16 protein-coding genes are annotated in these 13372 nt (G+C 70.5%); 12 read left to right on the forward strand and 4 right to left on the reverse strand.

The genetic code is table 11. The annotated features are described in order from the left end of the window. Positions 1-6 precede the first annotated feature (6 nt). Genes ACZ48Y_RS09350 through paaZ form a run of 12 tightly spaced genes read left to right on the forward strand, consistent with a single transcriptional unit; the run spans position 7 to position 9570 of the window. Positions 7-1350: a phenylacetate--CoA ligase family protein gene (locus ACZ48Y_RS09350; protein WP_464740659.1), complete on the forward strand. Its 1344-nt coding sequence runs from the start codon at positions 7-9 to the stop codon at positions 1348-1350. Continuing rightward, a complete protein-coding gene (locus ACZ48Y_RS09355) occupies positions 1347-1781 on the forward strand; it encodes a thioesterase family protein (protein WP_464740661.1) in 435 nt (144 codons plus the stop codon). The genes ACZ48Y_RS09350 and ACZ48Y_RS09355 overlap by 4 nt, the downstream gene beginning before the upstream one ends. Further along, complete coding sequence (locus ACZ48Y_RS09360; RefSeq protein WP_464740663.1) at positions 1762-2532, forward strand: enoyl-CoA hydratase-related protein; 771 nt, start codon at positions 1762-1764, stop codon at positions 2530-2532. The genes ACZ48Y_RS09355 and ACZ48Y_RS09360 overlap by 20 nt, the downstream gene beginning before the upstream one ends. 35 nt (positions 2533-2567) lie before the next feature. Beyond that, a complete protein-coding gene (locus tag ACZ48Y_RS09365; protein WP_464740665.1) occupies positions 2568-3296 on the forward strand; it encodes an enoyl-CoA hydratase/isomerase family protein in 729 nt (242 codons plus the stop codon). A 57-nt stretch (positions 3297-3353) separates the two neighbouring features. Continuing rightward, entirely contained in the window at positions 3354-3920 is a 567-nt protein-coding gene (locus ACZ48Y_RS09370) for a TetR/AcrR family transcriptional regulator (protein ID WP_464740667.1), read from the forward strand. Beyond that, positions 3917-4234 (forward strand): hypothetical protein, encoded by a 318-nt coding sequence (locus tag ACZ48Y_RS09375; protein WP_464740669.1) that lies wholly within the window; start codon positions 3917-3919, stop codon positions 4232-4234. Before ACZ48Y_RS09370 ends, ACZ48Y_RS09375 begins: the two co-directional genes overlap by 4 nt. 15 nt (positions 4235-4249) lie before the next feature. Beyond that, positions 4250-5167, forward strand: coding sequence for a 1,2-phenylacetyl-CoA epoxidase subunit PaaA (gene paaA / locus ACZ48Y_RS09380; protein ID WP_464740671.1), 918 nt, complete (start codon positions 4250-4252; stop codon positions 5165-5167). Positions 5168-5176: 9 nt separating this feature from the next. Continuing rightward, positions 5177-5488 (forward strand): phenylacetic acid degradation protein PaaB, encoded by a 312-nt coding sequence (locus tag ACZ48Y_RS09385; RefSeq protein ID WP_464740673.1) that lies wholly within the window; start codon positions 5177-5179, stop codon positions 5486-5488. Further along, a complete protein-coding gene (paaC, locus tag ACZ48Y_RS09390) occupies positions 5478-6305 on the forward strand; it encodes a 1,2-phenylacetyl-CoA epoxidase subunit PaaC (protein ID WP_464740675.1) in 828 nt (275 codons plus the stop codon). Before ACZ48Y_RS09385 ends, paaC begins: the two co-directional genes overlap by 11 nt. After that, complete coding sequence (gene paaD / locus ACZ48Y_RS09395) at positions 6302-6775, forward strand: 1,2-phenylacetyl-CoA epoxidase subunit PaaD (RefSeq protein ID WP_464740677.1); 474 nt, start codon at positions 6302-6304, stop codon at positions 6773-6775. Before paaC ends, paaD begins: the two co-directional genes overlap by 4 nt. Before the next feature lies 1 nt (position 6776). Further along, complete coding sequence (locus ACZ48Y_RS09400; protein WP_464740679.1) at positions 6777-7568, forward strand: enoyl-CoA hydratase/isomerase family protein; 792 nt, start codon at positions 6777-6779, stop codon at positions 7566-7568. A gap of 10 nt (positions 7569-7578) precedes the next feature. After that, positions 7579-9570 carry a phenylacetic acid degradation bifunctional protein PaaZ gene (gene paaZ, locus ACZ48Y_RS09405; RefSeq protein ID WP_464740681.1) on the forward strand — a complete coding sequence of 664 codons (1992 nt, stop codon included), beginning with the start codon at positions 7579-7581 and terminating at the stop codon, positions 9568-9570. A gap of 13 nt (positions 9571-9583) precedes the next feature. Here the strand turns inward: paaZ and ACZ48Y_RS09410 are convergent, their stop codons facing one another. Genes ACZ48Y_RS09410 through ACZ48Y_RS09425 form a run of 4 tightly spaced genes read right to left on the reverse strand, consistent with a single transcriptional unit; the run spans position 9584 to position 13372 of the window. Then, positions 9584-10567 carry an alpha-ketoacid dehydrogenase subunit beta gene (locus ACZ48Y_RS09410; protein WP_464740683.1) on the reverse strand — a complete coding sequence of 328 codons (984 nt, stop codon included), beginning with the start codon at positions 10565-10567 and terminating at the stop codon, positions 9584-9586. After that, complete coding sequence (gene pdhA / locus ACZ48Y_RS09415; RefSeq protein ID WP_464740685.1) at positions 10552-11601, reverse strand: pyruvate dehydrogenase (acetyl-transferring) E1 component subunit alpha; 1050 nt, start codon at positions 11599-11601, stop codon at positions 10552-10554. Before pdhA ends, ACZ48Y_RS09410 begins: the two co-directional genes overlap by 16 nt. Positions 11602-11637: 36 nt before the next feature. Continuing rightward, the gene (locus ACZ48Y_RS09420; RefSeq protein ID WP_464740687.1) at positions 11638-12462 is read right to left on the reverse strand and encodes an ABC transporter permease; all 825 of its coding nucleotides are present in this window, start codon (positions 12460-12462) and stop codon (positions 11638-11640) included. Beyond that, on the reverse strand, positions 12455-13372 hold the full coding sequence (locus tag ACZ48Y_RS09425; RefSeq protein WP_464740689.1) for an ABC transporter permease: 918 nt from the start codon (positions 13370-13372) through the stop codon (positions 12455-12457). The genes ACZ48Y_RS09420 and ACZ48Y_RS09425 overlap by 8 nt, the downstream gene beginning before the upstream one ends.

Here is a 13372-nt window from a genome sequence, read left to right on the forward strand (position 1 = left end):
TGAACGATGTACCAGCCGGAAATCGAAACCATGCCCAGAAACCAGCTCCAGGCCTTGCAGGATCAGCGACTCAAGCACGTGGTGGCCTATGTCTACGAACGGGTGCCGTTCTACCGCGAGCGCCTGGACCAGGCCGGGATCCGGCCCGAGGCCTTCGGGGGGCTTGAGGCGCTCTCCGAGCTCCCCTTCACCCGCAAGCAGGACCTGCGCGACCACTACCCCTTCGGGCTCTTCGCGGTGCCCCGGGAGCAGGTCGTGCGCGTCCACGCTTCTTCGGGGACCACCGGCAAGCCCACCGTCGTCGGCTACACCCGCAAGGACATCGGGGTCTTCGCCGAGGTCAACGCCCGTTCCCTGGCCGCGGCCGGGGCCCGTCCGGGAATGATGCTGCACAACGCCTACGGCTACGGGCTGTTCACCGGCGGCCTGGGGGTCCATTACGGTGGGGAGCGGCTCGGCATGACCGTGGTGCCGGTCTCCGGGGGGATGACCGAGCGCCAGATCACGCTCATTTTGGACTTCAAGCCGGACGTGATCACCGCCACCCCCTCCTACCTGCAGACCCTGGCCGAGGAGTTTCGCAAGCGGGGCATCGCTCCGGAAGCGATCTCCTTGAAGCTCGCGATTCCCGGCGCGGAGCCCTGGACCGAGGCGATTCGCAAGGACATCGAGGCCGGGCTCGGGGTCAAGGCCATGAACATCTACGGCCTCTCCGAGATCATCGGCCCCGGAGTGAGCCAGGAGTGCTACGAGGGGCAGGCCGGCAGCCACATCTGGGAGGACCACTTCCTGCCCGAGGTGGTGCATCCGGAGACCGGGGAACCCCTGCCCGAAGGGGAGGAAGGGGTCTTGGTGCTGACCACCCTGACCAAGGAAGCCCTGCCGCTGTTGCGTTACTGGACCGGGGACATCACCTACCTGACCTACGAGCCCTGTGTCTGCGGGCGCACCCACGCGCGCATGGGGCCGATCAAGGGGCGCACCGACGACATGCTGATCATTCGCGGGGTCAACGTCTATCCCACCCAGATCGAGGCGGTGCTGGAGTTGATCCCCGAGGTCGCCCCGCACTACCAGCTGGTCGTGCGCCGGGAGGGGACCCTTGACGAGGCCGTTCTCCGGGTCGAGCTGACCGAGCCGGTCTTCCGCGAGATCAGCCACGAGGTGCTGCACGACGAGATCGTCGAGGCGGATCATTTCCTGCGCGGCCTAAGGGACAAGATCCGGCAGAAGATCAAGGACACGATCGGCGTCACGATGCGCGTCGAGCTCCTGGCCCCCGGGGAGGTCCCGCGCAGCGCCGGAGGCAAGCTGCGGCGCGTCGTCGACGAGAGGAACCTCAGCGCATGAGGCCGATTCCCGTGGGTCATCGGGCCACCTTCGAGACCGTCGTCACCGAGGCGATGACCGTGGACTTCGAGGAGCTGGGCCGGGTTCACCCGGTCTACGCCACCTATTGGATGGTCAAGCACATGGAGCTCGCCTCGCGGAAGCTCATCCTTCCCTTTCTCGAGCCCGGGGAGGACGGGATCGGCTACGAGGTCTCGGCCCGTCACCTGGCCCCGGCCCCGGTGGGCATGCCCCTTCGCGTCGTGGCCCGGCACGTCCGCACCGAGGGCAACCGCGTCTACGCCGACTGCGTCGTGGAGAACGCCCTCGGTGACCGCATCGGCGAAGGGAAGACCACCCAGGTCGTCCTGCCCAAAGAGAAGATCGCCGCCCGCTTCGAGGCGGAGCGGCGCCGCGTTTTGGAGGTGCGCGGTGGCGCCGATACGCCTTAGCACCCCGCACCCCGGGGTGGCGCTCCTCGAGCTCAACCGGCCGGAGCGGCTCAACGCCCTCTCCGACGCGCTCCTCGAGGCCCTCGCCGAGGCCCTCGACCGGATCGCGGCGGACGCGTCGCTGCGGGTCGCGGTCATCACCGGGAACGAGCGGGCCTTCGCCGCGGGAGCGGACCTCGAGGCCTTCCAAGGCCGGTCCGCGGTGGACCTCTTGAACGGGCCCCGGGCCCGGGCCTGGGCGCGGATCCGCGCGTTCCCCAAGGTGCTCCTGGCCGCGGTCAGGGGGTATGCCCTGGGGGGTGGCTTCGAGCTGGTGCAGTGCGCCGACCTGGTCGTCGCCGGCACCGACGCGGTCTTCGGTCAGCCGGAGGTCAACCTGGGCCTGATGCCGGGGGCCGGGGGCACCCAGCGGCTGGCGCGCCAGCTCGGGCGGGCACGGGCGATGGCGGTGCTGCTGGACCTCGAGCGGCTTTCCGCGGTGGAGGCCAGGCGCTTCGGGCTGGTCAACCGGGTGGTGCCACCCGAGGCCTGCCTGGACGAGGCCTTGCGGATGGCGAAAGCGATCGCCGCGCGTCCGCCGCTAGCGGTACGGCTGATCAAGGACGCGGTGCGGAAGGCGGAGGAGACCTTCCTCGAGGCGGGCATCGCCTACGAGCAGCGCGGCTTCCTGGTGCTCTTCGAGAGCCAGGACGCCCGGGAGGGGGTGCGCGCGTTCTTGGAAAAGCGCCCCCCGCGCTTTGAGGGGAGGTAGCGGTGCTAGAAACGACACGTCAAGACGGGTTGCTGGTGCTGACCCTTCGGCGGTCCGATCGGCTCAATGCCCTAAACCCCGAGCTGCTGGGCGCGCTCGCTGAGGCCTTGCGCCGCGCGCGGCGCGATCGCGACGTCCGGGCGGTGATGCTGACCGGGGAGGGGCGGGCGTTCAGCGCCGGGCAGGACCTCGAGGCGGTCCCCGAGGACCGCGACTACCGCCGGGTGCTCGCCGACTACATCCCGGTCATCGAGGCGCTGGCCCGTCTGGACAAGCCCACCGTGGCCGCGGTGAACGGGGTGGCCGCGGGGGCCGGCATGAGCCTGGCGCTGGCCTGCGACCTCCGGGTGATGGCCGCGTCCGCCTTTTTCACCCCCGCCTTTGCCCGGATCGGGCTGGTCCCGGACGCCGGGATGAGCTTTTTCCTGCCCCGGCTGGTGGGCATGGCACGGGCCCTGGACTGGTGTCTGCGCTCGCCCCGGATCGGGGCCGACGAGGCGCGGGCCTCGGGGCTCGTCAGCGAGGTCTTTCCTGACGAGGCCTTCGCGGAACGGGCCCGGGCCTTCGCCGCCGAGCTGGCGGAGGGGCCCACCCGGGCCTTGGCGCTGACCAAGCGCGCGCTCTGGCAGAACCTCGAGGCCAGCCTCAGCGAGGCCCTGGCCTTCGAGGCCGCGAGCCAGGCCGCCGCCGGGCAGACCGAGGACCACCTCGAGGGCCTCACCGCGTTCAGGGAGCGCCGGGCCGCGCGGTTTAAGGGGGTGTAGGGAACTGTGATCGGCGTCGTGGCGTGGACTAACAAACGTTCGTTAGTATCCGGGTACATGGGTCGCAAGGAAGAGATCTTGGACACCGCCGGGCGCCTCTTCTCCGAGCGCGGCTACCACGCCACCAGCGTGCGCGAAATCGCGCGCCAGCTCGCGCTCCAGGGGGGCAGCCTCTACGCCCACATCGACTCCAAGGAGGAGGTCCTCTTCGCGATCGTCGAACGGGCCGCCCAGCGGTTCAAGGCGGTCATCGAGGGCCTCCCCGAAGGGGACGCCAAGACCCGGCTTTGCGCCTTCGTCCGCGGTCACCTCGCGGTCATCGTCGAGGAGCTGCCCTTCGCGACGGTGTTCTTCCACGAGTGGAAGTTCCTCTCCGAGCCCTACCGGGAGCGGGTGCGGGCGCTCCGGGACCGCTACGAGGCCGAGCTCCGCGCCCTGATCGAGGAGGGGGTGCGGAGCGGGGCGTTTCGCGTCGAGGACCCGGCCCTCGCGGCGCGGTTCCTGCTGGGGGCGTTGAACTGGACCTACCAGTGGTACCGCCCCGAGGGACGGCTTGGCCCCCGGGACCTGGCCAGGGGCTTTTGCCGCATGGCGATGGGGGCGTTGGGAGGTGAGATCGAATGAGCTACCGCTACACGGTCGTGGAGACCCTGCCGCTCAAGCCGGGGGCGAGCGCCTCGCGCTTCGCCAAGGCCTACAAGTCGCTTTCGACCCTGGACGGCATCGCCCAGGAGTACGGGGTTTCGCCGACCTCGGAGAACCGGGTCCTGCGCTCGCTGACCGATCCCAGGCGGGTCAAGCTGATCTACCGGGCCGAGGACATGGAGATGCTCTGGCAGTTTTACAAGGACGCCACGGTGCACGAGGCGATCCGGCGGGTCTTCGAGCAGTACGTGGACCCGGAAGGGGTGGAGCTCGAGTACTGGGAAGAGCTTTAGGAAAGGGAGGGAGTCATGACCTACGAGGAACGGGTAGAGGCCTTCAAAAAACGGCTGGCGGAGGGGCACCGGGTCGAGGCCACCGACTGGATGCCCGACGCGTACCGCAAGCGGCTGATCAAGTTCATCGAGATGCACGCCAACTCCGAGCTGATGGGGGCGCTCCCCGAGCGCGACTGGATCCTGCGTGCCCCCAGCCTGCACCGCAAGCTCGCGGTCACCGCCAAGATCCAGGACGAGGTGGGGCACGCCCAGCTGCTCTACCGCTTGGTCGAGGACCTGGGCAAGCCCCGGGAGCAGATCTTCGATGACCTGATCAACGGCCGCACCAAGTTCCACAACGTCTTCCACTACCCCACCTACTCCTGGGGGGACGTCGGCATCATCGCCTGGCTGGTGGACGGCGCCGCGGTGATCAGCCAGGGGGCGCTGCAGCGCTCGTCGTACGCCCCCTACGGGCGCACCATGCGCCGGATTTGCTGGGAGGAGGCCTTCCACCTCAAGCACGGCGAGGACATCGTGCTCACCGCGATGATGGGCACGGAAAAGCAAAAGCGGCTGATGCAGGAGGCGCTGGAGCGCTGGTGGGAGCCGCTGATGATGTTCCACGGCCCGCCCACCCCGCCGGAGAAGGACAAGGACCTCGCCTGGGGGATCAAGACCAAGCCCAACGAGCAGCTGCGGCAGGAGTTCCTCTCCACCTACGTGCGCAAGATCCGCGAGATCGGGTTGAAGATCCCCGACCCCAAGCTGCGCTTCGACGAGAAGACCGGCCGCTGGCAGTACACCGAACCCGACTGGGACAAGCTCTATCAGGTGGTGACCGGCAACGGACCGGCCTCCAAGGAGCGCCTGGGGTTTAGGCGCCTGTCCTACGAGGAGACCGCCTGGGTGCGCCGGGCCATCCTGGGCGAGAAGGCCCAGGCCGCCTAGGGGGTGGCCGTGCACGTCTGGGAAGTCTTCCGCCAGGAGCAAGAAGGCGAGCCGATGGTGCACGTGGGCTCGGTCGTGGCCCCCGACCGCGACCGGGCGGTGGAGTACGCCCGTGACATCTACTCCCGGCGCTACGAGGCCTACCGCCTTTGGGTGGTGCCCCGCGAGGAGGTCGTCGAGGTGACCGACCTCGACTACCTCCAGCCCCCGATCGACCGGACCTATCGCATGGGCATCGCCTATCGGGTGACCGTCGAAAAGCGCCGCCAGATCAAGTCCATGTTCGAAACGCTCGCCCAGGAGGTCTTCGATGAGTCCTGAGCTGAAGTCCGCCCTGGCCCGTTACCTGCTGACCCTGGCCGACGACGAGATCGTCATCGGTTACCGCGATTCCGAGTGGACCGGGGTCGCGCCGGTGATCGAGGAGGACGTGGCCTTTTCCTCGATGGCCCAGGACGAGATCGGCCACGCCCGGGTCTTCTACACCCTGGCGGGGGCGCTTTTGGACCAGGACCCCGACCACCTGGCGCTCTTGCGACCCAAGGACGCCTACTACCACGCCCGGTTGCTCGAGGACCGCACCACCCCCAAGTACGACCCCAAGGGCCAGCATCAGGGGGGCGGGGACTGGGCCAAGGCGGTGGCCCGCAGGTTTCTCTACGACCTGTTCGACGAGCTTCGCATCGAGGGGCTCCTGGCCTCGGCCGATCCCGAGCTCGCCGGGGCCGCCGAGAAGATTCGCCGCGAGGAGCGCTATCACGTCCGCCACGGCGAGGCCTGGTGGCGGACGCTGGCCGAGGGCTCGGTCGACGCCCGGACGCGCCTGGAGGCCGCGCTCCAAGCGATCTGGCCCGATCTGCTGGGCCTGTTCGAGCCGGTTCCCGGCGAGGCGGCCCTGGTCGAGGCGGGGCTCCTGGCCAGGCCCACCCCCGCGCTGCGCGACGCCTGGCTGGCGCGGGTCTACCCCTACTTCGAGGCCCACGCGCTGCCCTTTCCCGGGGAGCGGACCGGCGGGGCCTGGCGGCTGGACGTGGCCCCCCGTTACGGGGGTCGGCAAGGCCAGCACGGCCCGGGCTGGGACGAGCTCTACGAGGAGATGACGATGGTGCGGCGCATCGAGCCGGAGGGGGCGTGGTGAGGACCGGGGTGGACGAGGCCAAGATCTGGGAGGCGCTGGGGGAGCTGACCGATCCCGAGATCCCCCTCCTCTCCCTGGTCGACCTGGGGGTGATCCGGGAGGTCGAGGTCGGCGACCGGATCGTCGTCCACTTCACCCCCACCTTCCTCGGCTGCCCGGCGGTGGATCGCATGAAGCGGGACATCGAGGAACGGCTCTCGGAGTTCGGTCCGGTGGAGGTGAAGCTCGATCACACCCGGCCCTGGGATCCCTCGCGCTTGACCGAGACCGGAAAGCGCATGCTCTCCCTGGCGGGGTTCGCCCTGCCCGAGGACCTCGGCGAGGAGGTCCAAAAGGAGGCCCCCGCGGCCTGCCCGTACTGCGGCTCCCAGGCCACCACCTTGATCAACCGCTTCGGCCCCACCGCCTGCCGGGCGCTCGGCTACTGCAACGACTGCCGCCAGCCCTTTGAGATCTTCAAGGTGGTCTGAGGTGGACGAGCCGCCGTTGCGCTTGGAGGGCCCCCGGGAGGGGGTCCTGGAGGTGGTGCTCGTCGGGGGCAAGAAGAACGCCCTCGGCGCCGAGGGGCACCGCGCCCTGGCCCGGATCTGGCGCGACCTCGAGGACCGGTCGGACGTGCGCGCCGTGCTCTTGCGCGGGGCGGGCGAGGATTTCTCCGCCGGCGGCGACCACGCCCTGGTGGAGGCGATGGCCGCCGACTGGCGGGTGCGCGCCCGGGTCTGGAAGGAGGCCCGGGACCTCGTGGTCGGGATGCTGGACTTTTCGAAGCCGGTGGTGGCCGCGGTCCGGGGGGCGGCCGCCGGGGCCGGGCTGGCCGCGGCGCTGCTCGCGGACATCGCGGTCGTCGGCGAGGAGGCGGTGTTGATCGACGCCCACGTGCGGCTCGGGGTGGCCGCCGGCGATCACGCCGCGTTGCTTTGGCCCTGGCTGGTGGGCCTGGCCCGGGCCAAGTACCACCTCCTCCTCAACGAGCCCCTGACCGGCCGGGAGGCCGCGCGCCTGGGGCTGGTGGCCCGGGCCGTGCCCGACGATGCGGTCCTCGACGAGGCCCGCCGGATCGCCGTCCGTCTGGCCCGGGGCAGCCCCACCGCCCTGGCCTGGACCAAGCACGCCCTGCACGGCTGGTTGCGCATGGGGCTTCCGGTCTTCGACGTCTCGTTGGCGCTCGAGTTTTTGGGGTTCTCCGGTCCTGACCTCGAGGAAGGCCTGGCATCGTTTCGCGCGCGGCGTATCCCGAACTTCGAGGACGAGCCGCCGTTTTAGCGAGGTGCGCATGGAGGTTTTGGAAAGCTATGTGATGGGCCGCTGGATGCGCGGCCAAGGGGAAGGGCGAAAGATCCGCGATCCGCTGAGCGGCGAGGTCCTGGCCCGGGCCTCGAGCCGGGGCCTGCCGGTGAAGGAGGCCGTGGCCTGGGGGCGGGAGGTCGGCGGGGCGGCGCTCGGCGAGCTGGGGTTCGCCGAGCGCGGCCGTCGTCTCAAAGACCTCGCGCGCTACCTTTCGGAGAAGAAGGACGCGCTCTACGCGCTTTCGGCCACCACCGGAGCCACCGCCAAGGACGCCTGGTACGACGTCGACGGGGGCATCGGCGTGCTCTTTTCCTATGCCCGCCAGGCCCGCAGGCTCCCCGAGGGCAACCTCTGGCCGGAGGAGGCCTTCCTGCCCCTTTCCCGGGACGGCCGTTTCCTGGGGCGTCACGTCCTGGTCCCCAAACAAGGGATCACCCTGCAGATCAACGCCTTCAACTTCCCCGTCTGGGGCCTCTTGGAGAAGTTCGCCCCGGCCTTCCTCGCCGGGGTGCCGACCCTGGCCAAGCCGGCCACCCCGACGGCGCACGTCGCGGTGGCCCTGGTCCGGGCGATGCTGGCCAGCGGACTCTTGCCCGAGGGGAGCCTGCAGCTCGTCGTCGGCGGGCTGGAGGACGCGTTCGACGCGTTGGACCACCGCGACAGCGTCTACTTTACCGGGTCCCGGGCCACCGCATTAAAGCTCGCCGCCCACCCCGCCTTTCACCAAGGGGGCGCGCGCTTCAACGCCGAGACCGACTCCTTGAACGCGGCCATCCTGGGAGAGGCCGCCGGTGAGCCGGAGAAGGCGGCCTTCGCGGAGATGGTTGCCGAGGAGCTCACGATCAAGGCCGGGCAGCGCTGCACCGCGGTGCGCCGCGTCCTGGTCCCCGCCGAGGCGCTCGGGGCCGTTCGCGACGCCATCGCCGGACGCCTCGCCGCGCAGGTGCTCGGCGATCCCCGGGATCAGGGGACGACCCTCGGCCCGCTGGTCTCGGTCGAGCAAAAGCGCGAGGTCCAGGCCGCGGTGGATGCCCTCTTGAAGGACGGGGCGCGCGTGGCCTGGCGCCACCCTGGCCGTGACGACGGCGCCTTCTTCCCGCCCCTGCTGCTCGTCGCCGAGGGCGGGGTGGCGGCGGTCCACGAGGTCGAGCCCTTCGGCCCGGTGGCCACCCTCATCCCGTACCGGGACCGGGACGAGGCCATCGCCCTCGCCGCCCGGGGGCGGGGCAGCCTGGTCGCCACCGTGGCCAGCCCGGACCCCGGGGAGGTCGCCGCGTACCTGATGGGGCTTGGGCCGCATCACGGCCGCGTGCACGTCCTCAACCGCCGCGACGCCGAAGCCTCGACCGGGCACGGCTCCCCGCTGCCGGTGCTGAAGCACGGGGGCCCCGGCCGGGCTGGCGGGGGCGAGGAGCTCGGCGGGCTGCTCGCCGTGCGCCATCACCTGAACCGCGTGGCCCTGCAGGGCGACCCCGAGACCCTCGCCGAAGTCCTGCAAGAGCATGCCCCCGGGGCGGAGAAGCCGGCTTCGACGCATCCCTTTCGCAAGGCCTTCGAGGAGCTCGCGATCGGGGAAACCCTCACCACCCACCGCCGCACGATCACCGAGGCCGACATCGTCGCCTTCGCCAACCTCTCCTGGGACCATTTCTACGCCCACACCGACGCGCTGGCGGCCAAGGAGAGCCTCTTTGGCGAGCGGGTGGCCCACGGTTACTTCGTGCTCTCGGCGGCGGCCGGGCTCTTCGTCGACCCCGCCCCCGGGCCGGTGCTCGCCAACTACGGGCTCGAGGAGCTGCGCTTTTTGGAGCCGGTGCGCGTCGGCGATACCCTCCAGGCGCGGCTGACGGTGAAGCGGAAGACCCCGCGCGACGAGAAGACCGGGGTCGTGGCCTGGGACGTCCTGGTCACCAACCAGGAGGAAACGCCCGTCGCCCGCTACACGATCCTCACCCTGGTGGCGCGCAAGGCCGGCTGAGGGCCGCGTCGGGTCAGTACGCCAGGACGTAGCGCAGGGCGGCGGTCACCCGCTCGGGGGTCGGCCGGTAGTGGTCCTCGAGCATGGTGAACGGCGGGTAGGGGGCGTCGTAGCCGGCCACCCGGACCACCGGGGCCTCGAGCAGATCGATCGCCCCCTCGCTGATCCGGGCTGCCACCTCGGCCCCGAACCCCCCGGTGCGCATCGCCTCGTGGAGCACCACCACCCGGCCGGTCCTTTGGACCGCGTCGAAAAGGGTTTCGGTGTCGAGCGGCACCAGCGTCTCGAGGTCGATCACCCCCACCGCGGTCCCCTCCTCGGCGAGGCGTTCGGCCGCGGCGACGGCGACCTCGACCATGGCCCCGTAGGTGATCACGGTGGCGTCCTCGCCGGGGCGCACCACCCGAGCCTTGCCCAGGGGGAGGGTGTAGGGTTCTTCGGGGACCGGGACCCGGGTGCTGCGGTAGAGCTTGATCGGCTCGAAGAAGAAGACCGGGTCCGGATCCTCGATCGCCGCCAGCAAGAGGCCCTTGGCCCGCTCCGGGGAGGCGGGCACCACCACCTTCACCCCAGGGGTGTGGGTGAGGATCGCCTCCGGGCTGTCGGAGTGCTGTTCGGGGCTCTTCACCCCGCCGCCAAAGGGGGCGCGGACCACCACCGGGAGCCCGAAGCGGCCCCGGGAGCGGTGCCGCCAACGGCCGAGGTGGGAGAGGATCTGATCCAGGGCGGGGTAGAGGAACCCCGCGAACTGGATCTCCGCCACCGGGCGCATCCCCCCGATGGCGAGCCCGATCGCGCTGCCGAGGATCGCGCTCTCCGCCAGGGGGGTGTCGAAGACCCGGGCCTCGCCGTACTTGGCCTGAAGCCCCTCGGTGGCCCGGAAGACCCCGCCCATCCGGCCCACGTCCTCGCCGAAGACCAGCACCCGCTCGTCGGCGGCGAGGGCCTGGTCCAGCGCCTCGCGGATTGCCTCGACCTGGGTTAGCGCGCGCGCCATGTCTCCTCCAGCGAGCGGCCCGACTTCAGGGCCTCCCAGACCCGCCGTTGGTCCGGGCCAAGCTCGGCGTAGACGTGCTCGACGATCTCCTCTGGGCGCGGCGGCGGGGCCGCGTCGGCCTCGGCCAGGGCAGCCTCGAACTCGGCCTGGAGGGCCTCGGTGAGGGCCGCCTCCCGCGCTTCGTCCCACCAGCCCGCGGCCAAAAGCGCCCGTCGCATGCGGGGGATCGGGTCCTTGGCCTTGGCCGTGGCCTCCTCCTCGGGGTCGCGGTAGCGGCGGGGGTCGTCGGAGGTGGTGTGGGGGCCGAGGCGGTAGGTCAGGGCCTCGATCAGCGTGGGCCCCTCGCCGTTTCTGGCCCGTTCCACCGCCCGCTTGGCCTCGTGGTAGACCGCCACCGCGTCGTTGCCGTCGACGACCACCGCGGGCACCCCGAACCCCGCCGCCCGCTCGGCGACGTAGCGGTTCTTCATCTGCCGCTCCCGGGGGACGCTGATCGCGTAGCCGTTGTTCTGCACCAGGAAGACCACCGGGGCCTGAAAGACGGCGGCGAAGTTGAGGCCTTCGGCGAAGTCCCCCTCGCTCGTCCCCCCGTCGCCGATCGCGGTGGCCACCACCCAGGGGTTCTCCTGGTAGCGACTGGCCATGGCCAGCCCCACCGCCTGGGGGATCTGGGTGGCGATGGGGATGAAGGGGTTCAGCACCCGGAGCTCGGGGGGAAAGCGCCAGCCCTCGGGGTGGGTGCGCCAGAGCAGGATCAGCTGGCGCATCGGTACCCCCACGGTGAGCATGAGGGCGTTCTCCCGGTAGCTCGGCACCACCCAGTCGGTGGGGGCCAGGGCCAGGCCGAGCCCCACCTGGGCGGCCTCCTGCCCGAGGTGCGGGGGATAGACCCCGAGCCGCCCCAGGCGCCTGAGCTTGATCGCCTGCTCGTCGAAGAACCGGGCGCGGACCATTGCCCGGTAGAGCGCCTGGGCCTCTTCCGGGGAGACGGGAAGGTCCGCGTTCTCCAAATACGAGATGATGTTTAGGGTCATCGTAGCGATTATACCCTTGAGCGCTAAAGGCTTAGCTTAGCGGCTCCGCGGGTCCAGGACCTCGGCCAGGGCGTCCCCGAAGAGGTTGATCCCCAGCACGACCAGGCTGATCGCGATCCCCGGGAAGGTGGCCACCCACCAGCCCCCGAAGTAGAGGACCTCGCGTCCATCGGCGAGCATCTGCCCCCAGCTGGGGATCTCCGGGGGAATGCCGGAGAGGCCGAGGAAGCTGAGCGCGGCCTCGGCGACGATGATCCGGGCGAGCTCGAGGGTGGCGATCACGATCAGGGGGGGCAGGGCGTTGGGCAGGAGGTGGCGCAAGAGCACCCGCGTGGGGCTGGCTCCAAGCGCCCGGGCGGCGAGGGCGAACTCCTGCTCCCTGAGGGAGAGGACGCTTCCCCGCACCACCCGGGCGTAGACCACCCAGCTGGTCACCCCAAGCACCAGGATGGTGTTCGTCAGGCTCGGACCCAACGCGGCCATCACCGCGATCACCAGGACGATGAAGGGCAGGGAGAGCTGGATGTCGCCGAGCCGCATCAACGCGTCGTCCAGCCAGCCTCCCAGGTACCCGGCGATCAGGCCCAGGGGCAGCCCCAGGAGCATCCCCAGGAGCACGCTGGTCACCGCGACGAGCAGCGAGAGCCGGGCCCCGTAGATCAACCGGGCAAGGATGTCCCGCCCCAGCCGGTCGGTGCCCAGCGGGTGGCCGGGGGTGCCCGGAGGGGAGAGCCGGGCGGCGAGGTCCTGGGCGGTGGGGTCGCTCGGGGCCAGAACCGGGGCCAAGAGCGCGACCAAAAGGAAGGCCAGGAGCAGGATCAGGCCGGCGAGGGCGGCGGGATGTCGGATCAGCCTACGCATAGCGCACCCGGGGGTCGAGCCAGAGGTAGGCGAGGTCCACCACCAGGTTGACCAGGGCCAGCATCAAGGCGAAGACGATCACCGAGGCCTGGACCACGGGGAAGTCCCCCTGCTCGACCGCGAGCAGCACGAAGCGCCCCATCCCCGGCCAGGCGAAGATGGTCTCGGTGATCACCGCCCCGGAGAGCAGCGTGCCCAGCTGCAAGCCGACGATCGTCACCACCGGGATGGCGGCGTTCCGCAGCGCGTGCTTGTAGACCACCACCCGTTCCGAAAGCCCCTTGGCGCGGGCGGTGCGCACGTAGTCGCTGCGCAGCTCCTGGAGGACGCCGTTGCGGGTGAGGCGGGCGATCGAGGCGGTGACGAAGGTGCCCACGGTGATCGTGGGCATCACCAGGTGGCGCCAGTCGCCGTAGCCGGAGATCGGCAGCCAGTGCAGGCGCAGCCCGAAGACCATGATCAGGACCAGGCCGAGGAAGTAGACCGGGATCGACTGGCCGAGCAGGGCCAGGGTCATGATCCCGAGTTCGAGCCCGCTCCCCTTCTTCAGCGCGGCCAGCACCCCGGCGGGGAGGCCCAAAGCCAGGGCGAAGAGGAGCCCGGCCCCGGCGAGCTCTACGGTGGCCGGCATGCGCGACAGCACCAGGGGCAGCGCCGGCTCCTGGCTGCGCAGGCTCACCCCGAAGTCGCCGTGCAGGAGCTTCCACAGGTAGCGGCCGTACTGCACGTAGAGCGGCTGGTCGAAGCCATAGGCGTGGCGGAGTTCGGCGCGGGCCTCGGGGGAGGCGTCGAGGGGCAAGAGCAGGTCCACCGGGTCCCCGGAGAGGTAGAGCAAAAAGAAGGCCAGGGTGGCCGCCCCCCAGGCGACCACCCCGACCAGCAGGAGTCTGCGGAAGAGAAAAACGACCAA

Source organism: Rhabdothermus arcticus, from assembly GCF_055382915.1.